The sequence below is a fragment of the Nocardioides sp. Kera G14 genome (assembly GCF_020715565.1).
In the GTDB taxonomy this organism is placed as follows: Bacteria; Actinomycetota; Actinomycetes; order Propionibacteriales; family Nocardioidaceae; genus Nocardioides.
On sequence record NZ_CP085839.1, the window covers coordinates 2,972,894 to 2,997,604 of the forward strand.

A 24,711-nucleotide genomic window follows, 5' to 3' on the forward strand; every position below is an offset into this window, starting at 1 on the left:
TCACCATCCTGCCCGCTGGGACGCGAGGCGTCGCTCCGCGGCCTCCCAGTCGAGCCCCGGCCGCGGGTCGTAGCGGACAGTGGGATGCGTACGCCGGGTGAGCGACCGCATCGCCGCCAGGTCGGGCAGGTCGGCACCGAGCGTTCGTGCCTGGACGAGGGCGTTGCCCAGCGCTGCGGCCTCGGTCGGGCCGGCCAGGACGGGCAACTCGCAGGCGTCGGCCGTGAGCTGGCAGAGCAAGGCGTTCTGGGACCCTCCACCGACGACGTGCACCACGTCCACCGCGTGGCCGGCGAGCTCCGCGGCCGTACGGACGTGACGCCGGTAGGCGAGGGCGAGGGAGTCGAGGATGCAGCGCACCAGGGCGGTCGTGCCCTCGGGCTCCGGCTCGCCGGATTCGGCGGCGAGCGTGAGGAGCCGCTCCGGCATGGGATCCGCCGCGGTGCTCGGGCCGAGCAGGCGGGGGTCGTTGACGTCGACCACGGTGCGCAGTGCCGGCTCATCGGCGGCCTCGGCGAGCAGGTCGCCGAGCTCGAGGCCGTCCTCGCCACGCTCGCGCCAGGTGCGCAGGGCCTCGGAGAGGACCCACAGGCCCATCACGTTCTTGAGGAACCGGATGGTGCCGTCGAGGCCGGCCTCGTTGGTGAAGTCGGCCTGCCGCGCCTCCTCGGTCAGCACCGGCCGGGGGAGCTCGAGGCCGACGAGGGACCAGGTGCCCGAGGAGATGTACGCGAAGGAGTCGGTGTCGGCTGGGACCCCGACCACCGCCGAGGCGGTGTCGTGCGAGGCGACGGCGATGACCGGCACGTCGTGGTCCAGGTCGAGCTCGGTCGCGACCGCGGGGGCGACCGAGCCGACGACGTCACCCGGGTTGCGCAACGGCGGCAGGATCGACCAGGGCAGGCCGATCCGCGTGGCGAGGTCGAGCGCCCATTCGCGCCGCGTGGCGTCGTAGAGGCCGGTCGTCGACGCGTTGGTCCGCTCGGCACCGATCCGGCCGGTGAGCCAGTAGCCGAGCAGGTCCGGGAGCAGGAGCATGGTCTCGGCGGCCTCGAGCGCTGCGGTGCCCTCGGCCGCGGCGAGCTGGTAGACCGTGTTGAAGGGCAGCTCCTGGAGCCCGGTGACGGCGTACATCTCCTCGGCCGGAATGACGGCGCGGACGCGGTCGGCGACCCCCTTGGTCCGCTGGTCGCGATGGCTCACGGGGTTGCCGAGGAGCCGCCCGTCACGGTCCAGCAGGCCGTAGTCGACGGCCCACGAGTCGATGCCGATGCCGTGGATCGGCCCCTCCGCCGCGATCTTCCGGATGCCGGCGAGCATCTCGCGGTGGATGCCGACCACGTCCCAGACCAGCTCGCCGCCGACCCGCACCGCCCCGTTGGGGAAGCGGTGCGCCTCGGTGACCTCGAGCCGGTCCGGGCCCACGACCGCCGCCATGATGCGGCCACTGGTCGCACCCAGGTCGACGGCCGCGAGCCGGAGGTCGGACGTCATCGCAGGAAGGCCGCCGCCACGCCCGCGTCGACGGGGATGTGCAGGCCGGTGGTGTGGCTGAGCTCCGGCGAGCAGAGCACGAAGACGGCGTTGGCGATGTTCTCCGGGAGCACCTCACGCTTGAGGATCGTCCGCTGGGCGTAGAACTTGCCGAGGTCCTTCTCCTCCACGCCGTAGACCGCGGCACGGTTGGCTCCCCAGCCGCTGGCGAAGATGCCCGAGCCCGCCACGACGCCGTCGGGGTTGACGCCGTTGACCTTGATGCCGTGCTCGCCGAGCTCGGCGGCCAGCAACCGGACCTGATGGGCCTGGTCGGCCTTGGCGGCACCATAGGCGACGTTGTTCGGGCCGGCGAAGATCGAGTTCTTGCTGGAGATGTAGACGATGTCGCCGCCCAGCTCCTGCTCGATCATCACCTTGGCAGTCGCCTTCGCGACGAGGAACGAGCCCTTCGCCATCACGTCGTGCTGCAGGTCCCAGTCGCGCTCGGTGGTCTCGAGGAGGGACCGGGACAGCGACAGGCCGGCGTTGTTGACCACCAGGTCGAGACCGCCGAAGGCGAGTACGGCGGCGGCGACCGCCGCCTGCACCGCAGCCGCGTCGCTGACATCCACCTGGACACCCACGGCGACGTCGGCACTGCCGAGCTCGGCGGCGGCTGACTCGGCCTTGGCCAGGTCGAGGTCGGCGATGACGACGCAGGCGCCCTCGGCCGCGAGCTTGGCGGCGGTCGCCTTCCCGATGCCGCTGGCGGCACCGGTGACGAGGGCGATGCGGGTCGCGAGCGGCTTCGGCTTCGGCATCCGCTGGAGCTTCGCCTCCTCCAGCGCCCAGTACTCGATGCGGAACTTCTCGGCCTCGTCGATCGGCGCGTACGTCGACAGTCCCTCAGCACCGCGCATCACGTTGATCGCGTTGACGTAGAACTCACCCGCGACGCGGGCGGTCTGCTTGTCCTTGCCGTAGCTGAACATGCCGACGCCGGGGACCAGCACGATGAGCGGGTCCTTGCCACGGATGGCCGGGGACTCCGGCGTCGCGTTGCGGTCGTAGTAGCCCTGGTAGTCCTCGCGGTAGGCGACGGCGAGCTCCTTGAGCCGGGCGATCGACTCCTCCACGCTCGCCGAGGCGGGCAGGTCGAGGACGAGCGGCTTCACCTTGGTCCGCAGGAAGTGGTCAGGGCAGGACGTCCCCAGCGCGGCGAGGCGCGGGTGCTCGGCGGAGGCGAGGAAGTCGAGCACGACGTCGGAGTCGGTGAAGTGACCGACCATCGGACGGTCCGCCGACGCGATCCCGCGGATCGTCGGCGCCAGGGCGGCGGCCTTGGCGCGACGCTCGGCCTCGGGAAGGGCGGCGTACCCGTCGAGCGCCGGTCCGAACGGCTCGGCCCTGCTGTACTCGGCGATGTGGGCGGCGGCGGTGTCGATGATCCAGAGCGAGTTCTTCTCGGCCTCGTCGCTGGTGTCGCCCCACGCGGTGATGCCGTGGCCACCCAGGATGCAACCGACCGCCTGCGGGTTCTCGGCCTTGATCTCGGCGATGTCGAGGCCGAGCTGGAAGCCCGGACGGCGCCACGGCACCCAGACCACCTTGTCGCCGAAGATCTGCTCGGTCAGCTTCTCTCCGTCGGCGGCGGTCGCGATGGCGATGCCGGAGTCGGGGTGAAGGTGGTCGACATGCGCAGCGTCGACGAGGCCGTGCATGGCGGTGTCGATCGACGGGGCAGCGCCGCCCTTCCCGTGCAGGCAGTAGTCGAACGCGGCGACCATCTCGTCCTCGCGCTCCACGCCGGGGTAGACGTCGACCAGGGCACGCATCCGGTCGAGGCGGAGCACGGCGAGCCCGGACTCCTTGAGGGTGCCGAGGTCTCCCCCGGAGCCCTTGACCCAGACCAGCTCCACCGGCTCCCCTGTCACGGGGTCGGTCTCCGTGCCCTTCGCCGAGGTGTTGCCGCCCGCGTAGTTGGTGTTCTTCGGGTCAGCGCCGAGACGGTTCGATCGAGCGATCAGCTCTGCTGCCGTCGTACTCATGTGTTCAGTTCCATCCTGCTTGGGTGCCGCCGATACGGTCGGCCTCGATCTGTTCCTGGTAGCCGCTGGCGAGGTAGGCCCGCATCGGGTCGGCGGGCAGACCTCGCTCCTCGCGCCATGCAGCGAGGAGCGGTCGGACGTCGGTGTAGAAGGCGTCCATGAAGATCTCGTTGGCGAGCAGTACGTCGCCCGCCTCCTGCGCCGCGGTGAGCGCGTCGCGATCCACCAGCAGTGCCCGTGCGGTCATCTCCTGCACGTTGAGCACCGAGCGGATCTGGCCCGGGATCTTCTTCTCGATGTTGTGGCACTGGTCGAGCATGAAGGCGACGTCCGCAGTCGCCTCCGGCCCGAAGCCGCCTCCGCGGATGACCTCGAAGAGGATCCGGAAGAGCTGGTACGGGTCCGCGGCACCGACGATGAGGTCGTCGTCGGCGTAGAAGCGGCTGTTGAAGTCGAAGGAGCCGAGCTTCCCGAGCCGCAGCAACTGGGCGACGATGAACTCGATGTTCGTGCCGGGTGCGTGGTGGCCGGTGTCGAGGCAGACGAAGGCACGTTCGCCGAGCGCGGCCACATGGGCGTACGACGTACCCCAGTCCGGGACGTCGGTGTGGTAGAACGCCGGCTCGAAGAACTTGTACTCCAGGACCAGCCGCTGCTCCTCGCCCACCCGCTCGTAGATGGTCGCCAGCGACTCGGCGAGGCGGTCCTGCCGTCCGCGCAGGTCGCCCTGACCGGGATAGTTGGTGCCCTCGGCGAGCCAGATCTTGAGGTCGCGCGAGCCGGTCGCGTCCATCACGTCGAGGCACTCGAAGTGATGGTCGATCGCCTTCTGCCGGATCTTCGGATCCGTGTGGGTGAGGGCGCCGAGCTTGTAGTCGTCGTCCTGGAACGTGTTGGAGTTGACCGTGCCCAGCCGGATGCCGAGATCCTCGGCGTACCGCCGCAGGGCGGCGTAGTCGTCGACCTTGTCCCAGGGGATGTGCAGGGCGACCGCCGGTGCGAGGCCGGTGAAGCGGTGCACGGCCGCGGCGTCGGCGATCTTCTCCTCGACGGTGCGAGGCGTTCCGGCGGAGCCGAAGACCTTGAACCGCGTCCCGGAGTTGCCGTAGGCCCACGAGGGGACCTCGATGGCCTGGCCGTCGAGGAACGGCGCGATCCGGTCGAACCGTGTTGCCTGTGTCATGTCACTTCACTTCTGTCTCGCGAATAGTCGAGGAGAGCTGGTCCTCGAGGTGGAAGACCTCCTGCAGCTCCACGAACCCGGTGTCGGGTGCGGCATCGCCGAGGTCGACGAAGAATTCGGCCATCTCGGCCTGCCAGCGGGTGTTGATCTCGCGTGCGGCCATGCCTGCTTGGGCCTCGGCGAGGGACGGTGTCTCGAGATAACCGATGAGGAGTCCGTCCGGGCGGAGGAAGAGCGAGTAGTTGTGCCAACCGGTCTCGTGCAGGGCCTGGAGCATCTCGGGCCATACGGCGGCATGCCGCCTTCGGTACTCGTCGATCCGGTCGGGCCGGACCTGCAGTTGGAAGCAGACTCGCGTCATCTCGTCCGTCATGTCGTTGGTTCCTTCCGAGGTGCCTGCCAGGCGAGGAGGTTCCTGGCAGGCACCGGTCCGGTCAGAAGTTGAACTGGTCGATGTTGTCCTTGGTGAAGACGAACGGGTCGCCCAACAGGACCTCGCCGTTGTCGCCGACCGTGAAGTCTCCGAGGGAGCCGGCGGTGAAGGTGTCGCCGGACTTGCCGGTGATGTCACCGTCGACCAGGGCCTTGGCGGCGTAGGCCGCCAGGTAGCCGAGGTCCTCCGGGTTCCAGAGGGCGAAGGACGTGACGGTGCCGTCCTTCACGTAGTCGCGCATCTGGTTGGGGGTGCCGAGACCGGTGAGCGCCACCTTGCCCTTCGACGAGGACGTCGAGAGGTAGCGGGCTGCGGCGGCGATGCCGACGGTCGTGGGCGAGATGATGCCCTTGAGGCTGGGGTGCTTCTGCAGGAGTGCCGCCGTCTGGTCGAACGACTTCTGGTCGTCGTCGTCGCCGTAGACGGTGTCGACGAGCTTGATGTTCGGGTGGTCGGCGGCGAGGTCCTTCTTCATGAGCTCGATCCACGCGTTCTGGTTCGTCGCGTTGGCCGCAGCAGAGAGGATGGCGACCTCACCGGAGTCGCCGATCTGCTCGGCGATCTGGTCGACCTGCACCTTGGCGATGCCCTCTGCGGTGGCCTGGTTGATGTACAGGTCACGGCAGTCCGCGCTGGTGTCGGAGTCGAAGGTCACGACCTTGGTGCCCGCGTCCCGCGCTTCGTCGATCGCGTCACAGATCGCCTTGGGGTCATTGGCCGAGATCACGAGGGCCTTCACGCCCTGCTGCGCGGCGGTGTTGATGAACGGCACCTGCGCGTCGGGGCTGGCCGCGTCGGGACCGACCTCGGCGTACGTCCCGCCGAACTCCTTGACCGCCTTCTTGCCACCCGCGTCGCTGGTGTCGAAGTACGCGTTTCCGAGGTTCTTGGGCAGGAAGGTGACGGAGACGTCCCCGCCGGAGCTGCTGCTCCCGTCGCTGCTGCTCTTGCTGTCACTGCCGCCACATGCGGTCAGGCCGAGGCTGGCGGACAGTGCCACCGCGACAAGCGCGGTGATCCGCCCATTCCGGAACTTCATTGTTCTTCCCTTTCACTCTGGATGCCTGCGGCGACCGCACGCCGGCGTGAGGCGGAGCCGAGGCCCCGCGACCTGGCCTGGAGCTGCCGAGTGGCCCAAGCGAGGAGACTGGAGGAGATCACCGAGGCGATCAGGAGCGCGCCGATGACGATGTTGATGACGTTGACCGTTTGGCCCTCGAGGCGCATCGCACTGGAGATGACGCCGATGAGGATGACCCCGGCGATCACCCCGTGCAGGGCGCCGCGGCCGCCGAAGACCGAGATGCCGCCGAGCACGACCGCACCGATCACTTGGAGCTCGAGTCCCGTCGCGTTGTCGCCTCGGGCACTGCCGTAGCGCAACGTGTAGTAGACCCCGGCGAAGGCGGAGACGGCGCCAGCCATCACGAAGAGCCAGAACTTGGTGAGCTCGACGTTGACACCGGAGAAGTGCGCCGCCTCGCGGTTGAGCCCGATCTCGAAGACTCCCCGTCCGAAGCCGGAGAAGTGCAGCAGCCACACCGACACAGCGAGCAGCACCAGGAACGGGATGAGGATCATCGGGTAGCTGGTGCCGTCCCCGAAGATGCGCTGCTTGGCGAGATCGGTCCACTTCTCGGGGAAGTCCGTCACGGCACGGGTCCCGAGGAGACCGACCGCGATGCCTCGATAGAGCGCCATCGTGCCGATCGTGACCGCGAGTGACGGCAGGCCGACGTAGGCGACCAGGAATCCGTTGACGGCTCCGCAGACGGCCCCGACGACGATCGCGACCAGCGCAGCGGCCGGGATCGACAGGTGCGCGTCCTGATGCAGGAGGCCGACGAGCACGCTCGACAGGCCGACCACGCTGGCCACCGACAGATCGATCTCGCCGGTGATCATCACCATCGCCATCGGCAGCGCGATCAGCAGGATCGGGGCGATGTCGAGGAAGAGGTAGTAGAGCGTGAGCGGGCCGTCGAAGTTCGGCACATTGCCCAGCGAGTAGAAGTACACGACCAGCAGCAGGGCGATGATCGCGAACTCCCGCGTGAGCAGTGCACGACGCCAGAGCGGGCGTGAATACGCCGCGTACGTGCGGGCCGGGGCTGCATCGGGCTGGAGGAGAGTGGCGTTGCTCATGCGGGGCTCCCTGCCTGGTGTACGGCGTCGGCCGGGCCGCGCCGGACGGTCTCGCGTCGGACGCGGTCGCGGGCGGCGACCAGCTGGCGCTGCTGGCGTGCGGCCAGCACGCGGTCCAGCACGATGGCGGCGATGATCAGGGCGCCGACGACGGCTCGCTGCCAGAAGTCGGAGATGCCGACGATCGGCAGCGCCTGGTTGATGGTGGTGAGCAGAAGTGCGCCGAGCGCCGCGCCCCAGACGGTGCCGACGCCGCCCGCGATGGCGACGCCACCGATGACGGCCGCGCCGACGGCCTGCAGCTCCATGCCCGAGCCGGCTCCCGAGGAGACGGTGCCGTAGCGGGCCGCGTAGATCACTCCGGCAAGTCCGGCCATGGCGCCGCTCAAGGCGAAGGCGACGAGGACCCGGCGGGTCACAGGCAGGCCGTAGAGCTCGGCCGCGGCGGGGTCGGAGCCGATCGCGTAGAGCTCACGACCGCTGCGCGCCGTACGCAGGTAGTAGCCCACGAGCGCCATCACGGCCAGCGCGATCAGGGTGAGCACGGGGAGCGAGAGGATCTCGCTCGTGCCGAGCTTGTTGAACGAGCTCGGGAAGTCCGAGGCGTTCACCCGGTTGCTGCCGGCCCACGTCAGGAAGATGCCGCGGTAGATGTAGAGCGTGCCGAGCGTGATCACCATGGCCGGCACCCGCCCGTAGGCGACGAGGGCCCCGTTGACGAGACCGAGCCCCGCACCGAACGCGAGCCCGATGAGGAAGATCAGCGGCACGGGGAGCTGCGGCTGGGCGATGAAGATCTTGCCCACCAGGTACGCCGTCAGGCCGAGCGTCGAGCCTACCGACAGGTCGACGTTCCTGGTCACGATGACGACTGCCTGACCGACGGCGAGCACCAGCAGCAGCGACGGGTTGACCCAGAGGTTGCGCCAGCCGTCGGAACTCATGAGGAAGCTGTGGCTCTTCAGGGTGGTGAGCAGCACGATGAGCAGGAGCACGACGGCGACAGCGATCTCGCGGGAGCGCAGCAGCGTCCCGAGGATCCGGCGAGCCGGGGAGGTCCGGCTCGGCTCGATCAAGAGCTCGCTCATGCCGGCACCTCCGCTCCCTGGGAGGCGAGCTCGGCGGCCGTGCGGGTCGCGGCGCGCATCACCGACTCGGCGGTGGCCTGCTCGCGGTCGAGCTCGGCGGTGATCCGGCCCTCGCAGACGACCAGCACCCGGTCGGCCATCCCGAGGACCTCGGGCAGCTCACTGGAGATCATCACGATGGCGAGGCCCTGACCCGCGAGGTCGGAGAGGAGCCGGTGCACCTCCGCCTTGGTCCCCACGTCGATGCCCCGGGTGGGCTCATCGATGATGAGCAGCTTGGGCTGGGTGGCCAACCACTTGGCGATGACGACCTTCTGCTGGTTGCCGCCGCTCATGGTGGCCGCGTGCATGTCGAGCGCCGAGGTCTTGACCTCGAGCCGACCGGCCCACGGGGCCGCGGCGCGGTTCTCCGCGGACGCGGTCAGGAGGCCGGCCCGGCCCAGCCCGCGGCGGATCACCGAGCCGATGTTCCGTGCGACCGACTCGTCGATCACCAGTCCCTGGCTGCGGCGGTCCTCCGGCACGAAGGCCATACCGGCGCGGATCGCAGCTCTCGGATTGCGCCGCGGCACGTCCCTGCCATCGAGGCGCACCGAGCCGTCGTCGTACGAATCGACGCCGAAGACGGCGCGGGCGATCTCCGACCTGCCGGCGCCGACGAGCCCGGCGAGACCGACGATCTCCCCCGCGCGCACCTGGAAGGAGACGTCGTGGAAGAGGCCCGCGGAGCCGAGACTTCGGACGTCGAGGACGACCTCACCGATCGGGGCGGCTGTCTTCGGGAAGAGCTCGGAGACCTCCCGGCCGACCATGCGGGCGACGATCTCGTCCACGGTGGTCGAGGCGATCGGGTCGGTGGAGATGTAGGCGCCGTCGCGCATCACGGTGACGGTGTCGCAGAGCGCGAAGACCTCGTCGAAGCGGTGCGAGATGAAGACCAGCCCGCGGTTCTCGTCGCGCAGGCTCCGTGCGATCGAGAAGAGGCGCTCCACCTCGACACCACTCAGGGCGGCAGTCGGCTCGTCCATGATGAGCAGCGTGGCGTCGAGCGAGATCGCCTTCGCGATCTCGATGACCTGCTGGTCGGCGATCGAGAGCCCGCGCGCCGGTCGACGCGGATCGATCCGCACGCCGAGGCGGGTGAAGAGACGCTCGGCGTCGTCGTACATCGTGGTGTAGTCGATCCGGCGTGCCGTCCCCAGAGGCTGGCGGCCCATGAAGATGTTCTCCGCCACCGAGAGGTCAGGGAAGAGCGTCGGCTCCTGGTAGATCACCGCGATACCGGCCGCCTTCGAGGCGGCGGTGGACGCGAAGTCGACGTCCTCGCCGAGGAAGCGGAACACCCCGGAGTCGCGGCGATGGACACCGGCGACGATCTTGACCAGCGTCGACTTGCCCGCGCCGTTCTCACCGACGAGGGCGTGGATGGAACCTCGCTCGACGACGAGGCTGCCCGAGCGGAGGGCGGTGACCGCCCCGAACGACTTGGCGATGTCCCGCAGTTCCAGCACCACAGGGCTCGCGGCCGTGTCCGGCATACTCGCTCCTTTGAAACGTTTCAATACGACGGACAGAACGTATGTGACGAACCTCACACTCGTCAAGCACTTCGGCGTCTTTTGCGTCTACATTTTCTACGGCCGTGTTGACACGTCAGTGCCTGAACCGTTTCAATTCATTTCAATTCGAGAGGGAGGTGGCATGGCCCGTCCGCCCGCGTCCGTCTCCGTCAAGGACGTCGCCGCTGCCGCCGGCGTCTCCCTCGGCACCGTCTCGAACGTCCTCAACCGGCCAGACCGGGTCACCGCCTCGACCCGAGAGCGGGTCGAGCGTGCGATGGCTGACCTCGGGTTCGTCCGCAACGAGTCGGCCCGCTCTCTGCGGGCGGGTCGCACCCGCGCACTCGCCTACGTGATGCTCGATGCCGGCAACCCCTTCTTCACCGATGTCGCCCAGGGCATCGAGCAGGCTGCTGAGGATGCGGGGCTCTCGCTCTTCCTGTGCAACAGCCAGGGCCGAGCCGTCCGCGAGGCGACCCATGTCGACCATCTTCAGGCGCAGCGGGTCCAGGGGATCCTGATGACACCGGTCGATCCGGAGAGTGCCGCGCTCGACGCGATCGCCGAGCGCGGCACGCCGCTGGTGATCGTCGACCGGATCCGCAAGGGTGAGCAGTTCTGCTCGGTCGCCGTCGACGACATCCTGGGCGGGCGGCTGGCCGTCGAGCACCTGATCGACCGGGGCCACCAACGTGTGGCCTTCGTCGGCGGACCGTTGAGCATCGGCCAGGTGGCCGACCGCTATCAGGGCGCCCAGGAGGCTTGGGCTGCCGCCGGGTTCGCCCCTGAGGACCTGACCTTGATCGCCGTCGAGTCGTTGACCGTCGCTGCGGGGCGCTCCGCCGGCGAGCGGTTGACCGGCATCCCGTCGGGACGCAGGCCCACGGCGGCTTTCTGCGCCAACGACCTCGTCGCCCTCGGCATCCTTCAGCAGGCCACCACCGCCGGCCTGCGGGTGCCGGAACAGCTCGCAATCGTCGGTTACGACGACATCGAGTTCGCCGCAGCAGCGGCCGTGCCGCTGACCTCGGTCCGCCAGCCGCGTCAGGAGCTGGGCAGGGTCGCCTCCGAGCTCGTCATCGACGAAGCCACCAACATCCATCACCACCACCAGCAGGTGGTCTTCACTCCGGAGCTGGTCGCCCGGGCCTCAACCCTGGCCTGAGCCGCCGGCCGCCCGCTGTGCGGTGAAGAAGTCGGTCAGGAGCCCGGTCGCCTCGTCGGCGCGGACCCCGGAGTGGACCTCCGGGCGGTGGTTGAGCCGGCGGTCACGGACGACGTCCCACAGGCTGCCGACCGCACCGGCCTTGTCGTCGTACGCACCGAAGACGAGGCGCTGCACGCGGGAGAGCACGATCGCGCCGGCGCACATCGTGCAGGGCTCCAGCGTCACGACGAGGGTGCAGCCCGCGAGGCGCCACTCCCCGAGCGTGGCCGCCGCCTCCCGGATCGCGACGACCTCGGCGTGCCCCGTCGGGTCGCCGGTCGCCTCGCGGATGTTGCGTCCGCGCCCGATCACCTCGCCGTACGGCGACACGACGACCGCCCCGATCGGGACGTCGTCCGTCGCGAGGGCCAGGCGTGCCTCGTCGAGGGCCAGGCCCATCGCGTCGACGTCGGAGAGCGGCAAGGTGTCAGGCGTTGGTCAGGCCGACCGCGTCGTCGAAGAGCTCCCCGAAGCCCACCTTGCGGGCGATCTCCGAGAGGGCCTCGTCGGGGTAGAGGTCGTCGTCGAGCAGGATGCCCATGTCGATGGCCGAGAAGCCGGCGTCGGCGAAGATGCCGAGATCGCCGGCGGGCTGGGGATCCTCGTCGTCATCCGGGTCGGGCAGGCCGAGGTGGTCGAGGACGGACTCGGCCAGCTCCCAGTCCTCGGCGGCGGTGACGTCACTGAGCAGGAGTCGCACGCTCGAGCCCGCGACGCGGGCAACGATGAAGAAGTCCTCGTCGACGCCGATCAGGCCGGCGGCACCGCCGTCACCGGGGAAACGGCGCAGGGCGGCGGTCAACGACTCGACGTCGTTGAGCAGGTCGTGGGCCAGCTCGGCCACCTGCCAGGCGCCCTCCTCGCGGTAGACCGCGAGGGCGAAGTCGATGCCCTCGATGTCGTCAGCGCTCCCTGCCATGTGGTCCAGCGTCGCAGACAAGCCAAGGGAAACAAACCCCTATTAGGGTCTGGCTTATGCAGACCGTCGTCGTCGATCATCCGCTCGTCGCCCACAAGCTCACCACGCTCCGCGATGAGCGCACCGACTCCCCGACGTTCCGTTCCCTGACCGACGAGCTGGTCACCCTCCTGGCCTACGAGGCGACGCGTGAGGTGCGTGTCGAGCCGGTCCAGGTCGTGACCCCGGTCGCCCCGATGACGGGCACCAAGTTGTCATCACCCACGCCCCTCGTCGTACCGATCCTGCGGGCCGGCCTCGGCATGCTCGACGGGATGATGCGGCTCGTGCCGACGGGCGAGGTCGGCTTCCTCGGCATGGCGCGCAACGAGGAGACGCTCGAGGCGATCACCTATGCCGAGCGCCTTCCCGCCGACCTGACGGGTCGCCAGTGCTACGTGCTCGACCCGATGCTGGCGACGGGCGGCACCCTCGCCGCGGCGATCCGCTTCCTCGTCGACCGGGGCGCCGACCACATCACCTGCATCGTCCTGCTCGCCGCCCCCGAGGGCCTGACCGCGCTCGAGTCCGGCCTCGCCGGGGTGTCGGTGCCCGTCACTGTCGTCACCGCCGCCGTCGACGAGCGGCTCAACGAGAAGGGCTACATCGTCCCCGGTCTCGGCGATGCCGGCGACCGCCTCTACGGCCTCGCGGAGTAGGCCTCAACCGCCGAGCGGGAGCTCGGCAAGGGGCTCGTAGCGGGGGCGGCGGCGGGGGCCTTCGCCGAGGTGCGACTGCAGCAGCGTGACGGTGTCGACGGTCCAGGCCGGACCCTCGTAGGAGTCGAGGATCCGGATCCAGCGGGTGACGTCGATCGGGAAACCGAGTCGCGCGACGGTGAGATGTGGGCGGAACCGGGCTCCGTCGACGGCGATGCCCGAGGCATTGGCGGCGTTGCGGGCGTTGACGGCCAGCGCCTCCACCGCGCCCTCGGGGGCGGTGACGCCGACCCACAGGACCTTGGCGCGGGCCGCGTCGGGGAAGGCGCCGCCTCCGCCGAGCGCCGCCTCGAAGGGTGTACGTCGACCCAGCGACTGAGACAGGCGCTCGGCCCAGTCGTCGACCACGGTCTCCGAGGTGGAGGCGGCGAAGGCGAGCGTCACATGGAACTGCTCGGCCCCGGCCCAGCGCAGATCACCGTGCTCACGGCGTACGTCCAGGAAGTCATCGAGGTGCTCGATGACGTCAGCGGGCGGGACGAGTGCGGCGAAGACCCTCATGCGTCAGACGACGGTGGTGCCGAGCAGGTGGCCGATCCCCCAGGTGACGAGCATCGCCAAGACTCCCCCGGCGACGTTGCGAACGAGTGCGCGGCCGGGCTTGGCGTAGCCGACCTTGGCGGAGACCCATCCGGTGATGGCGAGCGCGACCGCGACCGCCGCCAGCGTGGCCCAGATGCGCACACCGGCCGGGAGCAGGATCATGAGGACCGGCAGCAGCGCGCCGATCGTGAACGAGACGGCGGAGGCGAGCGCCGCGCCCCATGGGTTGGTCACGTCGTCGACGTCGATGTTGAACTCGAGCTTCGCGTGGACACGCAGGTCGTTCCACTCGGTCAGCTCGACAGCGGCCTTGGCGGCGGTCTCGGGCGTGAGGCCGCGCTCCTCGAGCATGTGCGTGAGGTGATGCAACTCCTCCTCGGGCATGTGCGCGAGGTCGTGCTTCTCGGCGTCGATGAGCGCGAGCTCGGCGTCGCGCTGGGTCGAGACCGAGACGTACTCACCGGCCGCCATCGACAGCGCACCGGCGACCAGTGCCGCGACACCCGCGATCACGATGTCGCTGCGGTTGCTGGTGGCGCCCGCGACACCCATGACGATGCCCGCGACCGACACGATGCCGTCGTTGGCCCCGAGGACACCGGCCCGAAGCCAGTTCAGTCTGTTGCTGAGCCCCTCGCCGACATCGCCGTGCGCGTGCTCGTGGAGATCGATCAGCTCCGCCATGCCGGAACAGTAAGCCCCGCCTCCGTGGAGATTCCACGAAGGCGGGGCTTAGTCGGTACGTCGACCGCGACCCGATCAGTCGGTGCCGGTCACGTCCACGACCGTCTGGGCGAGGACGCTCGAACCGTCGGTGTGATCGACGACGCCGAGGTACTCACCGGCCGGCGAGGCGCCGCTCCAGCTGACGCCGACGGTGCCGCTGGTGTTGACGGTCGCCGAGGCCGGTGCCGAGGTGACGGTCAGGCTGCCGCCAGCGGTGGGCACGATCCAGTTGTCGATCGAGAACTCGTGCGTGGCCGCGCCGACCTGCCAGCCGTGGACGACCAGCGTGTAGGCGCCCGCCGCCGGGTGGGACAGGTCGATCTCCTCGTCGGTGCCGCCGTTGGTCGACTTCGCGACGACCGTGCCGTCGGGACCGAGGAGGTAGAGGTCGATGTCGTCCTCGCCGGGCACCGCGTAGGCGATCCGCCAGTAGGCCGTGTCACCGATCGTGACCGGGACCTTCACCACGCCGCCCTGATCGTCGTCCGAGCTCGGGTAGGTCTGGTCCGGGTCCTGCGCGACGGAGCCGGTGAGCGGCGCCGAGGCCACCAGGCCGGACGCGACCGCCGAGTAGGTGCCGGTGTCACCGAACTTCACCGGGATCTCGGCGGTGCCCGAGGCACCCGACCCGGAGACGGCCGCCTCCGTGCCGAGCGCGGAGGCCTTGACCGCGATCGTGCTGTTGACCCGGTAGCCCGAGCCGTTCCAGGTCAGGTTCCCGAAGCGCCACTCACCCTCAGGAGCCGAGCCGGTGTTGGTGATCGTGACCTCGAAGGAGGCCGACTCCCCCGCACCGACGGTCAGCGTCGACGGCGAGACCGCGAGGGCGTAGCCCTTCGGGGCACCCGACGTGTCGGCCGTGACCGTGATCGACTTGGAGCTCACGTTGGTGACCGTGCGCTTCACCGTCTCCGAGCCCACCAGCGCTGAGACGCCGATCGTGGCCAGGTTCAGGTCCTCGGTCTTCGTCGGGACACCTGCCGCCGCAAGGGATCCGCACGTCTTGGCCGCGTCGGCGAAGAGGCCGGGGGCCGCGTCGCAGTAGAAGCCGAGGTAGTCGTTGAAGCCTGCGTCGTACACCAGGCCGGGGTTGAAGAGGCCGGGCTTGGTGAGCACGCCCGGGTTGACCTCCCCGGCACCGCGATCGAACGGGCCCGCGAGCGTCGTACGGTCGTTGTCCCGGATGTCGAGCGAGGCGGTCGTCTGCAGCGCCGACTTGGCCTCGGCCGCACTCCAGTCGGGGTGGGCCTGCTTGAGCAGCGCGTAGATGCCCGCGATCTGCGGAGCGGCCATCGAGGTGCCGGCGATCGCCTGGAAGGTCTCACCCTGGACGAAGCCCTCATCGGTGAACGGCGAGGCACCGGCCAGCACCTGGATGCCGGGTGCGGTGATGTCGGGCTTGATGATCGAGGCCGCCGTCGGCGACTCACCGCGGGAGGAGAAGACCGTCACCGACGGCGCCTTCCACGGCTCCGTCACGATCGTCGAGGTCTCCGTGATCGCGGCCGTGGCCGTGCCCTTGGCGGAGTGGATGTACGCCGTGATCCTGTCGCCCACCGACTGGTCGACGTGCACGGTCGGCACGAAGAAGGTGTCGGTGAAGAGATTGTCCTGCTCCGGGGTGTCGACGTTGGCGAGGATCATGCCGACGCCACCGGCGTTGGAGACGGTCAGGCTCTTCTCGACGCGGCCGTTCGAGCCGCGGTGGCACTCCACGATCTTGCCCTTCACGCTGGCGGTGAACGACGTGTCGACGAGGCAGAGCGGGTTGCCGAGGTCAGCGGCGTCGACGATCGGCTTCGACGGAAGCGTGGCCGTCACGGAGGCGCCGGTGTAGGTCCGGCCGTTGCCGAGCTTGAGCGTTCCCTGGTAGAACCGCGGCTCGGTGCCGGCGGCGACCGACGTCACCCACGGGCTGTCGGAGGGGCCGCCGATGGTCTCCGGGCCGGGGCCCGAGTTGCCCGCGGAGACGGAGGCGAAGACGCCCGCGTCAGCCGCGAAGAGGAACGAGACCGCGTCGGCACCGAGGAGGTTCGCACCACCACCGATCGAGTAGTTGATCACGTCCACGCCGTCTGCGACGGCCTGGTCGATCGCGGCTGACAGGTCGGAGGTGAAGCCGCCGCCGTTGCCGAGGGCCTTGTAGGCGATGATCTGCGCCCGCGGCGCGATGCCGGTCGTGGTGTCGACGTACCGGCCCTGGATGTAGGCCTTGACGTCGGCGTCGCCGGCGGTGGTCGAGGCGGTGTGCGTGCCGTGGCCCTCGTCGTCACGTGCGGAGACGAACTCGTCGGGCTCCGCACCCTCGACCGCGCGATAGGTCGTGGTCTCGTCGCGCGCACCGACCAGCTTGTTGTTACAGGTGAACGGCTTGTCGTTGGGGTTCGCGGCGGTGTTGCCGAACTGGCAGGAGTCCGGGCCGAGGTCCGGCGCGGCGGGGAAGGTGCCGTCGTCGGCGAAGCTCGGGTGCTCGGGCCAGATGCCCGTGTCGATCACACCGACGAGGACGCCCTCGCCGTTGATGCCTGAGGCGTAGGCCTCGCCCTTGTCGGTCAGGTTGAGGAACTGCTCCTCGGTCGGAACCTTCCCCTTCGCCGTGGGCGTGTACGCCGACGGCGCCTTGGTCCCGCCGGGGCGGGTCTTCTGCGTGCTGCTCGGGAGGGTCGTCTGCTCACGGTCGTGCTTCCGGACCGGGCCGGCCTTGAAGGAGGCCGGCGCCGCGGTCGAGTCCTCGGCCTGGCGGAGCTCGTTCGGTACGACGGCCGCGACCTTCGGGTCGGCGGCCAGTCGGAGGGCGTCGGCGTGGTCGACGCCGGCGACGGCGAAGCCGTTGGCGGCGACGGTCAGGTCCTGCGTGACCGTGGAGGTGGCGACGCCGGCGTCCTCGAGGACCGCGTCGTGGTCCGCAACGATCGCGGCCTGCGCCTTGCTCGCCGCCTCGGTGTCGAGCTGGTCCTTCGAGAACTTACCGAGCAGCGGATCCGACTTGAGCAGCACGACATAGCTGTCGTACTTGCTGACGGCGACGGACTTGCCCATCCCCGTCGAGGCGACGAAGTCGCCCTGCTTGTGGGTGAGGGGCGCGGCCGAGGCCGCCGGTGCGAGGGCCGGCACGATCAGTGCTCCGGCGCCGAGTGTCGTTGCCGCGAGCGCGGCAACAGACAGACGTGTCAACTTGTTCACGAATACTCCCGAGATTCGTGGGGTGCGGGCGCACCACACGTGCTCGGGATGGTGCCATGGCGGAACGTCGCCGCGTAAGGCAAATTTTGGTCACGGAACGGCAACGCCGCCCGCTCCCGGAGAAGTGGGCGGCGTCGTACTGCCGAAGGAGAGGACAGCGAGCGTCAGAGGCCCAGATCGCGGCCGATGAGCTCCTTCATGATCTCGTTGGAACCGGCCCAGATCTTCGTGACGCGGGCATCGCGCCAGGCGCGGGCCACCCGGTACTCGTTCATGAAGCCGTAGCCACCGTGGAGCTGGACGCAGTGGTCGAGCACCTCGCTCTGCACCTGGCTCGTCCACCACTTGGCCTTGGACGCCTCGACGTGGGAGAGGTTGCCCTTCGAGTGCTCGAGAACGCAGCGGTCGAGGAACGCCTCGGAGACCTCGACCTGCGTGAAGAGCTCGGCGAGGAGGAACTTGTTGTGCTGGAACTGGCCGATCGACTGGCCGAAGGCCTTGCGGTCCTTGGTGTACTGCAGCGTCTCGATCAGGATCTGCTTGGCGTGCGCGAGGTTGGCGACCGCGCAGGAGAGGCGCTCCTGCTGGAGCTTCTGCATCATGTGGATGAAGCCCATATTGAGCTCACCGATGATCTCGGCGTCGGTGACCCGGACGTTCTCGAAGAAGAGCTCGGCGGTGTCGGACTCCTCCATGCCGACCTTGTCGAGCTTGCGGCCGCGGCTGAAGCCCTCCTTGGTCGCCTCGATCGCGAAGAGGGTGATGCCCTTCGGGCCCTTCTCCGGGTCGGTGCGGGCCGCGGTCACCACGAGGTCGGCGGAGAAGCCGTTGGTGATGAAGGTCTTGGAGCCGTTGATGACCCACTCGTCACCGTCGCGAACGGCGGTGGTCTTCAGCGCGGCGAGGTCGGAGCCGCCGGACGGCTCGGTCATGCCGATCGCGAGGAGGATCTCGCCGGCGGCGACGCCCGGGAGCCAGCGCTCCTTCTGCTCCGGGGTGCCGAGCTCGTTGATGTAGGGCGCGGTGATGTCGGAGTGGATGCCCACGCAGGTCGGCAGCGCCGCGTTGACCTTGGCGAGCTCCTCGGCGAGGACCGCATTGAAGCGGAAGTCGCCGGCGCCGCCGTACTCCTCGTCGAGGGCGAGGCCGAGGAAGCCGTTCTTGCCGGCCTCGAGCCAGAACTCGCGCGGAAGCGCCTTGTCGGCGATGTACTGCTCGGAGTTCGGGATGACCGAACGCTCGAGCCACTGACGCACGGAGGCCCGGAAGTCCTCGTGATCCTCGGTGTAGATGTCGCGCTTGAGTGCCATACCGTCGAGTCTACGTCAGCAAGTTACCGGCCGGTAACCCTCCCCGGATCGCTCCCCCGACCTGACGCCTCGGCCAGCTCCTTGAGCGCCGTGGCCAGAGGCTCCGGGGGTACGACGGGGCGTCGGTCGTCCCGCCCCACGAAGACGTGCACGAAGGTGCCATGGGCGACCGCCTGCGACTCGCCCTCACGGAAGATGCCGATGCCCCAGGTGACGGCGCGGTTGCCCAGCTTGTCGATCCTCAGACCCAGCATGAGGGCGTCGGGAAAGGCGATCTCGCGGTGGTAGCGACAGGTCGACTCGGCCACGACACCGATGACCGGACCGTCCTGGATGTCGAGCCCGTGGGCGACCATCCAGGCATTGGCGACCGTGTCGAAGTAGCTGTAGTAGGTCACGTTGTTGACGTGGCCGTAGATGTCGTTGTCCATCCAGCGGGTCTGGAGGGCCATGTGGTGGGGGTAGTCGGCGAGGGTCGGGATGACGGCGCGCTCGGTGTCTGCGCGTTCGGAGCTGCTGCCTGCGGTGCTGTCGGCGGTCACCAGATGCTCACTGCCTGCTCGAAGATCTGCGTGAGCTCGTCGTCGTGGATCGGTGCGGGGGCGTTGTCGAGAAGCCTGCGCTGGGGACTCGCGCCCTCGACCAGACCCGGGATGTCGTCCGTCGTGTAACCGACGCCGCTGAGACCGTTGGGCGCGCCGACGTCGCGCATCAGGGTGGCCAGGGTCTCGGAGAGCACCTCTCCTGCTTCCGACGGTGCCGCGTCGGCGATGTGGGCGGGTGCGAGCAGGCGGGCACCCTCGAGGTGTCGCTCGGGGCTGGTCTCCGCGAGGAGGCGGAAGGCGGCCGGAGCGTTCACCGCCACCGCGAAGCCGTGCGGCACCAGGGCCTCGTCGCCCGGATAGCCCTCGGGGCGGTAGCTGCTCGTGTCGTGGATCCGGCCGGCGACGGCGTACGCCATCGCGTGCGGGACGTGGACGCCCGCGTTGCCGAAGGCGATGCCGGCCAGGGTGGCGGCCCACATCATCTGGTGGCGGGCGTGAGGGTCACCGGCCACGGCGTCGCGGAGGTGGCGGCCGATGAGCGTGAGGGCCTCGCGGCAGCCGAGGTCGCTCCACGGGTTGTGGCCCTGGCTGGCAGGCCGACTCGTGGCCGGCGAGGACACCGGGCGGGCGGTGAAGGGCCGTGCGGTCAGGGACTCGAGCGCGTGGCAGAGCACGTCGAGACCGCTCGAGGCCACGACGGCCGGCGGCAGTGTCTCCGTCACGGCGGGGTCGACGATGGCCTCGGTCGGGCGCAGCGCGGCCGACGAGATACCGCTCTTGGCGTGGATGTCGAGCAGGTCGAAGATCGCGATGCCGGTGACCTCCGAGCCGGTGCCCGACGTGGTGGGCAGGGCGAGGTGCGGCTTCAGTGGGCCGGGCACGGGGCGGGCGCCGCCGAGTGGTGCGTTGACGTAGTCGATCAGTTCGCCGTCGTGGGTCGAGAGGAGGTTCGCGACCTTCGCGGTGTCGATGACGGAGCCACCACCGAGCGAGACGAAGAGGTCCGGCTCGGCGTCGCGGGCCCACTCGACGGCGGCCTGCATCGAGCGGTCGGTCGGCTCGACCTCGACGTCATTGAACTCGACCACGTCGAAGCCCGCGGAGGTGAGTGATTCGAGCACCTGGGGGTGCCAGGTCCATTCACCCGCGCGGGGGTCGGTGACGAGGGCGACCCGCTCGCCGGCGTACTGCCGCAGACGCTCCCCCACCTCGCGCAGTGCGCCCTCGCCGAACGTCACGCGGGAGGCGTCGATGGTGTACGCCGACTCGTGCTGGCACGTCATGCCGGCGACGTTACTCGCCGTTACTCGGCCGCGGTCACCCGCTTCGGGAGCAGTGGCGCGGAGAGGAGCAGCAGGACGGTCAGCACGGCCGCGACGAGGAAGACCTCATGGATGGCAGGACTCAGGACGTCGGCGGGCAGGTGCTCGAGGCTGGTCGGCACCGAACCGGTGCGGTGCTTGACGACGCCGTTGGCGACCGCACCGAAGATGGCGACGCCGACGGCGCTGCCGACGTTACGGGCGAACATGTTGGCCCCGGTCGCCACGCCGCGCTCGGACCGTCCGACGCTGCTCTGAGCGGCGACCAGGCCGGGGCTGGCCAGTGAGCCGAAGCCCAGTCCCATCAGGAAGTTGGGCACCGCGACCCACCACAGGTGACTGTGCTGGTCGATCGTGAGCAGCAGGAGTCCGCCGGCCATCACGAAGAGGGCACCGACGGTGGCGGTCGCCCGGAAGCCGACGGTGAGGTAGAAGCGTCCGGAGTTGCTGGCCGCGAGCGGCCAGCCGATCGTCATCGCCGCGAGGACGAGCCCAGCCACGATCGCGCCCGCACCGAGCACGCCCTGACAGAAGAGCGGCACGTACGACGACAGGCCGAGCATCACGAGGCCGACTGCGAAGCTGCCGAGGTTGGCGCCGTTGAGGGTGCGGTGACGGAAGACCCAGAGCGGCAGCACCGGCTCTGCGACGCGGGCCTCGACCCAGACGAAGGCGGCGAGCATGGCCGCGGCCACGACGAAGATCCCGACGCCCATGGTCGAGTCCCACGCCCAGCGCTGGCCTCCCTCGAGGAGTCCGAGGAGCAGCAGGACACCGCCGCCGGTGAGCAGGGCGGCGCCGCCGAGGTCGAACTTGTGCGCAGCACGCTTGAAGGACTCGTGGAAGTCGCGGTTGATCAGGAACATCGCGACGAGGCCGAGCGGCAGGTTGACGAAGAAGATCCAACGCCAGCTGACGTAGTCGGAGAAGACACCGCCCAGCGTCGGGCCGATGAGGCTGGCGGCGGCCCACACGGAGGCGATGTAACCCTGCGCCTTGGCCCGCTCCTCGAGCGTGTAGATGTCACCCATGATCGTCATCGCGGTCGGCTGCACGGCGCCGGCGCCGAGGCCCTGGAGCGCGCGGAAGATGATGAGTGGCACCATCCCCCAAGCGAGGCCACAGAGCAGGGAGCCCAGCAGGAAGACGGCGATGCCGGCGAGCATGACGGGCTTACGTCCGAGGACGTCGGTGAGCTTGCCGTAGATCGGGACCGTCACCGCCTGCGCGAGCAGGTAGATCGAGAAGAGCCACGGGAACTGGGTGAAGCCGCCGAGGTCGTCGACCACGCTGGGCACCGCGGTCGCGAGGATCGTCGAGTCGATCGCGACCAGCCCGACGCTGAGCATCACGCCGAGGAGGATCGGACCCCGCTCGCTGCGCAGGCCGACGGACTTACGGGAGACGGTCTCGGCGGTGGTCACGTGGGGGCGCAACTCGATAGGGCACGTATGTATTCCCGCGTCCGGCGGCCGCGGACGGTCAAGGCGTGGCGGTGTCGGTCGGCGCGGGTGCGGTCGTGTCCTGAACGGCCGGTGGCGCCGTGGTCGTCGGCGCAGGCGTCGTGGCCGGCGGCGTCGTCGTCACGGGGACGCTCGGCGTCGTGCTCGCGGTGTGACCGGGAGCCGGGGCCGCCGTGGTGGTGGTCGGCACCGGGATCGGCGAACTGCTCGGCGTGACCCCGGCGCTCGGCGTCGGTGTCCGCGACGGCTGCCGGGTCGGGGTGGCTGTCGGTTTGGGCGTGAAGGTCACCGCCGGCTGGGGCGTGCCCCCGGTGTCGGACGTGGGCGGCCGGACGAAGAGCCACGTCACGAGGGCGGCCACGAAGACCACCATGAGGACAACCGTCGACGGTCGCGGCGCCCAGGCGGGCCAGGTCATGCGGGACGTCTCGGTCATGAGCTGGTCGGCTCTCCCGTCGCGAGCTGGGTCGGCAGTCGGATTCCCTCGGCGAGCAGGGCACGGGTGATCATCTGGCGCAGCATGCGGCCGACGTCGAACTGCCGGCCCGGAAGGGTCCGGGCGACGACGCGGACCTGGAACTGGTCGACCTCGATCGACTCGACGCCCATCACCGCAGGCTTGTCGAGGAGCAGCGGGCGCAGGTCGGCGTCGCGGAAGGCGTTCGCGCCGACCTCGCGCAGAATGTCCGTGACGCGGTTGACGTCGACGGTCACCGGGATCGGCACGTCGATGACCGCGCGCGCCCAGCCGCGCGAGAGGTTGGTGACCTGGGCGATCTGGCCGTTCGGCGTCATCACCACCTCACCCGCGGGCGTGCGGATCGTCGTGATGCGCAGGCTGACGTCCTCGACCGTCCCGATCATCGGCGTGCCGAGGCCGACGACCGAGACGCGGATGAGGTCGCCGTACCCGTACTGCCGCTCGGCCAGCAGGAAGAAGCCCGAGAGCAGGTCGCCGACGATCTTCTGCGCGCCGAAGCCGAGGGCGACGCCGGCGACGGTCGCCGCCGGCACCACGGCGGAGAGCTCGACGCCCAGGGCCTCGAGCACCTTGACGGCGGCGAGGATGTCGAAGAGGACGACCAGGACCCATGTGATCACCTGCGCGAGCGCGTGCTGGCGCTTGGCCTCCTCGGAACGGACGAGGTTGTCGGGGCCCTTCGCATCGACCTCGAGGCGCGCCTCGAGACGTTCGCCGACCCAGGTCACGAAGCGGGCGAAGAGGACGGCGCCGGTGATCCACAGGACGATCTCCAGCCCCGACCCACGAGCCCAGGTGCTCAGGTCGGTGGCGGCGTCACTGGCCAAGACGATCACCCTCCTCAGGTTAGGGCCTGACCTCCACGGCGATTCACTCGGGTCCCTCCCTCTTGAACTATCGCGATATATCGTGATACGGTTCATTCGAGCATCAATGAAAGGAGCTCATCGTGGAATCACGAAACGACATGGACTGGGGTCAGCGCCCCGGACGCAACCGACAGAGCCGACGTGGCCCCGGTGGTCACGGAGAGGGCCGCGGTCGTCGCGGCGGACCCGACGGACCGCGCGGCATGGCAGGCATGGGCGGCATGGGGGGGCGGCGCCGACGCGGCGACATCCGTCCCCTGCTGCTCGCCGGCCTCATCGAGGGACCGGCCTACGGCTATGAGCTGATGAAACGGCTCGAGGAGAAGGCCGAGGGACGCTGGCGCCCCAGCCCCGGCTCGGTCTACCCGATGCTGCAGCAGCTCGAGGACGAGGGCCTGATCTCCTCGACCGAGGACGGCGGCCGCAAGACCTTCGTCCTCACCGAGTCCGGCACGGCCGAGGCCGATGCCTCCGCCCTCGACAGGCTCGCCGAAGGCCGCGGTGGCGCGGGCAACCAGCTCCGCACGGAGCTCGCCCAGCTGCATCTCGCGGTCAAGCAGGTCGGCCTCACCGACAACGACGAGCTGACCGACCAGGCCGTGGCCGCGGTCAAGACGGCCCGCCAGGCGATCTACCGACTGCTCGCCGACGCCTGATCGCGGCGCGGGTCCATCAGGTCGATGCTCTGCAGCAGCCAGAAGAGGGCGAAGAGGCTGAGCAGGGCGACCTCGGTGGCGAGCAGCACGAACTCCCACCTGTGGAGCGCGAGCGCTCCGACACAGACCACGGCCATGGCGGCGATCACGCCCCAGTAGGCGCCGTCGAAGCGGGTGCGGCTCGCGTCCGCCTCCGTGGCGAGGACACGGACACCCCAGTCGGTGTTGAGCAGTACGACGCCGGCGAACGGCACGAAGGTGAAGACGGCGGCCAGGCCGTGGGCGTGGGCCGCGAAGAAGTCGCGGTCACTCGCCAGCCAGATCGCCCCGACGCCCCACGCCACGGCCGTAGCGACCAGGCCGAGGGCAGCCCATCGACTGGGCCGCGTGGGCTTCCGCGCGAGGGCGACCAGCACGACGACGTATCCGATCGCGAGGACGGCCAGGAAGGTGGAGGCGTTGTTGACGATCGCGTGCACGTCGGGGCTGCGCCCCTCCTCGGGCGTCGGCACGAACGCGACCATCGGCGCGGAGATGCCGGCGAGATTGAGGCAGACGTCCTCCGCGTCGGTGAAGCCACGCAAGGCGATCAGGCAGACGCCGATCGCCGTGAGCGCTCCGATGAAGACCGGACCGGCGGCGGTGTAGTAGTAGGCGCTGATCGAGGTCTGCCAGCCGTCACGCACCGTCTCGGCCGCGACCGAGATCGCCAGCGCCAGCAGGAGGGCGAGTAGTGCGAACCGCACGTAGCGATAGGTGGTCAGCTCAGCGGTGACCGGCTCCCGGGACGCCGTCAT

At 69.6% G+C, this 24,711-nt stretch carries 23 protein-coding genes; 3 read left to right on the forward strand and 20 right to left on the reverse strand.

Going from position 1 to position 24,711, the window contains the following annotated elements; all coding sequences use genetic code 11:
• From LH076_RS14550 to LH076_RS14585, 8 genes are all read right to left on the reverse strand, one after another.
• Positions 1-1,494 carry a rhamnulokinase gene (locus tag LH076_RS14550; protein ID WP_227781477.1) on the reverse strand — a complete coding sequence of 498 codons (1,494 nt, stop codon included), beginning with the start codon at positions 1,492-1,494 and terminating at the stop codon, positions 1-3.
• Positions 1,491-3,524: a bifunctional aldolase/short-chain dehydrogenase gene (locus LH076_RS14555; RefSeq protein WP_227781478.1), complete on the reverse strand. Its 2,034-nt coding sequence runs from the start codon at positions 3,522-3,524 to the stop codon at positions 1,491-1,493. The genes LH076_RS14550 and LH076_RS14555 overlap by 4 nt, the downstream gene beginning before the upstream one ends.
• A 4-nt stretch (positions 3,525-3,528) precedes the next feature.
• Positions 3,529-4,707, reverse strand: coding sequence for an L-rhamnose isomerase (gene rhaI, locus LH076_RS14560; protein WP_227781479.1), 1,179 nt, complete (start codon positions 4,705-4,707; stop codon positions 3,529-3,531).
• 1 nt (position 4,708) lies between these two features.
• The gene (locus LH076_RS14565; RefSeq protein WP_227781480.1) at positions 4,709-5,080 is read right to left on the reverse strand and encodes an L-rhamnose mutarotase; all 372 of its coding nucleotides are present in this window, start codon (positions 5,078-5,080) and stop codon (positions 4,709-4,711) included.
• Positions 5,081-5,141: 61 nt separating this feature from the next.
• On the reverse strand, positions 5,142-6,179 hold the full coding sequence (gene rhaS / locus LH076_RS14570; protein ID WP_227781481.1) for a rhamnose ABC transporter substrate-binding protein: 1,038 nt from the start codon (positions 6,177-6,179) through the stop codon (positions 5,142-5,144).
• Positions 6,176-7,285: an ABC transporter permease gene (locus LH076_RS14575; RefSeq protein ID WP_227781482.1), complete on the reverse strand. Its 1,110-nt coding sequence runs from the start codon at positions 7,283-7,285 to the stop codon at positions 6,176-6,178. The genes rhaS and LH076_RS14575 overlap by 4 nt, the downstream gene beginning before the upstream one ends.
• On the reverse strand, positions 7,282-8,373 hold the full coding sequence (locus LH076_RS14580; protein ID WP_227781483.1) for an ABC transporter permease: 1,092 nt from the start codon (positions 8,371-8,373) through the stop codon (positions 7,282-7,284). Before LH076_RS14580 ends, LH076_RS14575 begins: the two co-directional genes overlap by 4 nt.
• Positions 8,370-9,911 (reverse strand): sugar ABC transporter ATP-binding protein, encoded by a 1,542-nt coding sequence (locus tag LH076_RS14585; protein WP_227781484.1) that lies wholly within the window; start codon positions 9,909-9,911, stop codon positions 8,370-8,372. Before LH076_RS14585 ends, LH076_RS14580 begins: the two co-directional genes overlap by 4 nt.
• A 163-nt stretch (positions 9,912-10,074) precedes the next feature.
• Between LH076_RS14585 and LH076_RS14590 the strand changes: the two genes are divergently transcribed.
• Complete coding sequence (locus tag LH076_RS14590) at positions 10,075-11,097, forward strand: LacI family DNA-binding transcriptional regulator (RefSeq protein ID WP_227781485.1); 1,023 nt, start codon at positions 10,075-10,077, stop codon at positions 11,095-11,097.
• Here the strand turns inward: LH076_RS14590 and LH076_RS14595 are convergent.
• Positions 11,083-11,538: a nucleoside deaminase gene (locus LH076_RS14595; RefSeq protein WP_227783647.1), complete on the reverse strand. Its 456-nt coding sequence runs from the start codon at positions 11,536-11,538 to the stop codon at positions 11,083-11,085. The two genes, LH076_RS14590 and LH076_RS14595, sit on opposite strands and share 15 nt — an antisense overlap.
• A 28-nt stretch (positions 11,539-11,566) precedes the next feature.
• Positions 11,567-12,058 (reverse strand): tRNA adenosine deaminase-associated protein, encoded by a 492-nt coding sequence (locus LH076_RS14600; RefSeq protein ID WP_227781486.1) that lies wholly within the window; start codon positions 12,056-12,058, stop codon positions 11,567-11,569.
• Between the two features lie 56 nt (positions 12,059-12,114).
• On the opposite strand from LH076_RS14600, the gene upp reads away from it, so the two are divergent.
• Entirely contained in the window at positions 12,115-12,756 is a 642-nt protein-coding gene (gene upp / locus LH076_RS14605; protein WP_227781487.1) for a uracil phosphoribosyltransferase, read from the forward strand.
• 3 nt (positions 12,757-12,759) lie between these two features.
• Here the strand turns inward: upp and thpR are convergent, their stop codons facing one another.
• From thpR to LH076_RS14650, 9 genes are all read right to left on the reverse strand, one after another.
• Positions 12,760-13,317 (reverse strand): RNA 2',3'-cyclic phosphodiesterase, encoded by a 558-nt coding sequence (gene thpR, locus LH076_RS14610; protein WP_227781488.1) that lies wholly within the window; start codon positions 13,315-13,317, stop codon positions 12,760-12,762.
• A gap of 3 nt (positions 13,318-13,320) precedes the next feature.
• A complete protein-coding gene (locus LH076_RS14615; protein ID WP_227781489.1) occupies positions 13,321-14,043 on the reverse strand; it encodes a VIT family protein in 723 nt (240 codons plus the stop codon).
• A gap of 75 nt (positions 14,044-14,118) precedes the next feature.
• Positions 14,119-17,268 (reverse strand): S8 family serine peptidase, encoded by a 3,150-nt coding sequence (locus tag LH076_RS14620; protein WP_227781490.1) that lies wholly within the window; start codon positions 17,266-17,268, stop codon positions 14,119-14,121.
• A gap of 164 nt (positions 17,269-17,432) precedes the next feature.
• Positions 17,433-18,578 carry an acyl-CoA dehydrogenase family protein gene (locus LH076_RS14625; protein WP_227781491.1) on the reverse strand — a complete coding sequence of 382 codons (1,146 nt, stop codon included), beginning with the start codon at positions 18,576-18,578 and terminating at the stop codon, positions 17,433-17,435.
• Between the two features lie 23 nt (positions 18,579-18,601).
• Positions 18,602-19,120, reverse strand: a complete 519-nt coding sequence (locus tag LH076_RS14630; RefSeq protein ID WP_227781492.1) for an acyl-CoA thioesterase — start codon at positions 19,118-19,120, stop codon at positions 18,602-18,604.
• On the reverse strand, positions 19,117-20,406 hold the full coding sequence (locus tag LH076_RS14635; protein ID WP_227781493.1) for a hydroxyacid-oxoacid transhydrogenase: 1,290 nt from the start codon (positions 20,404-20,406) through the stop codon (positions 19,117-19,119). Before LH076_RS14635 ends, LH076_RS14630 begins: the two co-directional genes overlap by 4 nt.
• Positions 20,407-20,426: 20 nt before the next feature.
• The gene (locus LH076_RS14640) at positions 20,427-21,869 is read right to left on the reverse strand and encodes an MDR family MFS transporter (protein ID WP_227781494.1); all 1,443 of its coding nucleotides are present in this window, start codon (positions 21,867-21,869) and stop codon (positions 20,427-20,429) included.
• A 58-nt stretch (positions 21,870-21,927) separates the two neighbouring features.
• Entirely contained in the window at positions 21,928-22,344 is a 417-nt protein-coding gene (locus LH076_RS14645; protein ID WP_227781495.1) for a hypothetical protein, read from the reverse strand.
• Positions 22,341-23,225: a mechanosensitive ion channel family protein gene (locus LH076_RS14650; protein WP_227781496.1), complete on the reverse strand. Its 885-nt coding sequence runs from the start codon at positions 23,223-23,225 to the stop codon at positions 22,341-22,343. The genes LH076_RS14645 and LH076_RS14650 overlap by 4 nt, the downstream gene beginning before the upstream one ends.
• Positions 23,226-23,338: 113 nt before the next feature.
• Here LH076_RS14650 and LH076_RS14655 point away from each other — a divergent pair, with 113 nt between their 5' ends.
• Positions 23,339-23,914 carry a PadR family transcriptional regulator gene (locus LH076_RS14655; protein ID WP_227781497.1) on the forward strand — a complete coding sequence of 192 codons (576 nt, stop codon included), beginning with the start codon at positions 23,339-23,341 and terminating at the stop codon, positions 23,912-23,914.
• On the opposite strand, the gene LH076_RS14660 is transcribed toward LH076_RS14655, so the two are convergent.
• Positions 23,890-24,711 carry a hypothetical protein gene (locus LH076_RS14660; RefSeq protein WP_227781498.1) on the reverse strand — a complete coding sequence of 274 codons (822 nt, stop codon included), beginning with the start codon at positions 24,709-24,711 and terminating at the stop codon, positions 23,890-23,892. The genes LH076_RS14655 and LH076_RS14660 overlap by 25 nt on opposite strands.

What these genes read in the sequence shown, in the direction of transcription:
- LH076_RS14550 (WP_227781477.1), bottom strand. Translation starts at nt 1,494, where the DNA reads ATGACGTCCGACCTCCGGCTCGCGGCCGTCGACCTGGGTGCGACCAGT.
- LH076_RS14555 (WP_227781478.1), bottom strand. Translation starts at nt 3,524, where the DNA reads ATGAGTACGACGGCAGCAGAGCTGATCGCTCGATCGAACCGTCTCGGC.
- rhaI (WP_227781479.1), bottom strand. Translation starts at nt 4,707, where the DNA reads ATGACACAGGCAACACGGTTCGACCGGATCGCGCCGTTCCTCGACGGC.
- LH076_RS14565 (WP_227781480.1), bottom strand. Translation starts at nt 5,080, where the DNA reads ATGACGGACGAGATGACGCGAGTCTGCTTCCAACTGCAGGTCCGGCCC.
- rhaS (WP_227781481.1), bottom strand. Translation starts at nt 6,179, where the DNA reads ATGAAGTTCCGGAATGGGCGGATCACCGCGCTTGTCGCGGTGGCACTG.
- LH076_RS14575 (WP_227781482.1), bottom strand. Translation starts at nt 7,285, where the DNA reads ATGAGCAACGCCACTCTCCTCCAGCCCGATGCAGCCCCGGCCCGCACG.
- LH076_RS14580 (WP_227781483.1), bottom strand. Translation starts at nt 8,373, where the DNA reads ATGAGCGAGCTCTTGATCGAGCCGAGCCGGACCTCCCCGGCTCGCCGG.
- LH076_RS14585 (WP_227781484.1), bottom strand. Translation starts at nt 9,911, where the DNA reads ATGCCGGACACGGCCGCGAGCCCTGTGGTGCTGGAACTGCGGGACATC.
- LH076_RS14590 (WP_227781485.1), top strand. Translation starts at nt 10,075, where the DNA reads ATGGCCCGTCCGCCCGCGTCCGTCTCCGTCAAGGACGTCGCCGCTGCC.
- LH076_RS14595 (WP_227783647.1), bottom strand. Translation starts at nt 11,538, where the DNA reads ATGGGCCTGGCCCTCGACGAGGCACGCCTGGCCCTCGCGACGGACGAC.
- LH076_RS14600 (WP_227781486.1), bottom strand. Translation starts at nt 12,058, where the DNA reads ATGGCAGGGAGCGCTGACGACATCGAGGGCATCGACTTCGCCCTCGCG.
- upp (WP_227781487.1), top strand. Translation starts at nt 12,115, where the DNA reads ATGCAGACCGTCGTCGTCGATCATCCGCTCGTCGCCCACAAGCTCACC.
- thpR (WP_227781488.1), bottom strand. Translation starts at nt 13,317, where the DNA reads ATGAGGGTCTTCGCCGCACTCGTCCCGCCCGCTGACGTCATCGAGCAC.
- LH076_RS14615 (WP_227781489.1), bottom strand. Translation starts at nt 14,043, where the DNA reads ATGGCGGAGCTGATCGATCTCCACGAGCACGCGCACGGCGATGTCGGC.
- LH076_RS14625 (WP_227781491.1), bottom strand. Translation starts at nt 18,578, where the DNA reads ATGGCACTCAAGCGCGACATCTACACCGAGGATCACGAGGACTTCCGG.
- LH076_RS14635 (WP_227781493.1), bottom strand. Translation starts at nt 20,406, where the DNA reads ATGACGTGCCAGCACGAGTCGGCGTACACCATCGACGCCTCCCGCGTG.
- LH076_RS14645 (WP_227781495.1), bottom strand. Translation starts at nt 22,344, where the DNA reads ATGACCGAGACGTCCCGCATGACCTGGCCCGCCTGGGCGCCGCGACCG.
- LH076_RS14660 (WP_227781498.1), bottom strand. Translation starts at nt 24,711, where the DNA reads ATGACGGCGTCCCGGGAGCCGGTCACCGCTGAGCTGACCACCTATCGC.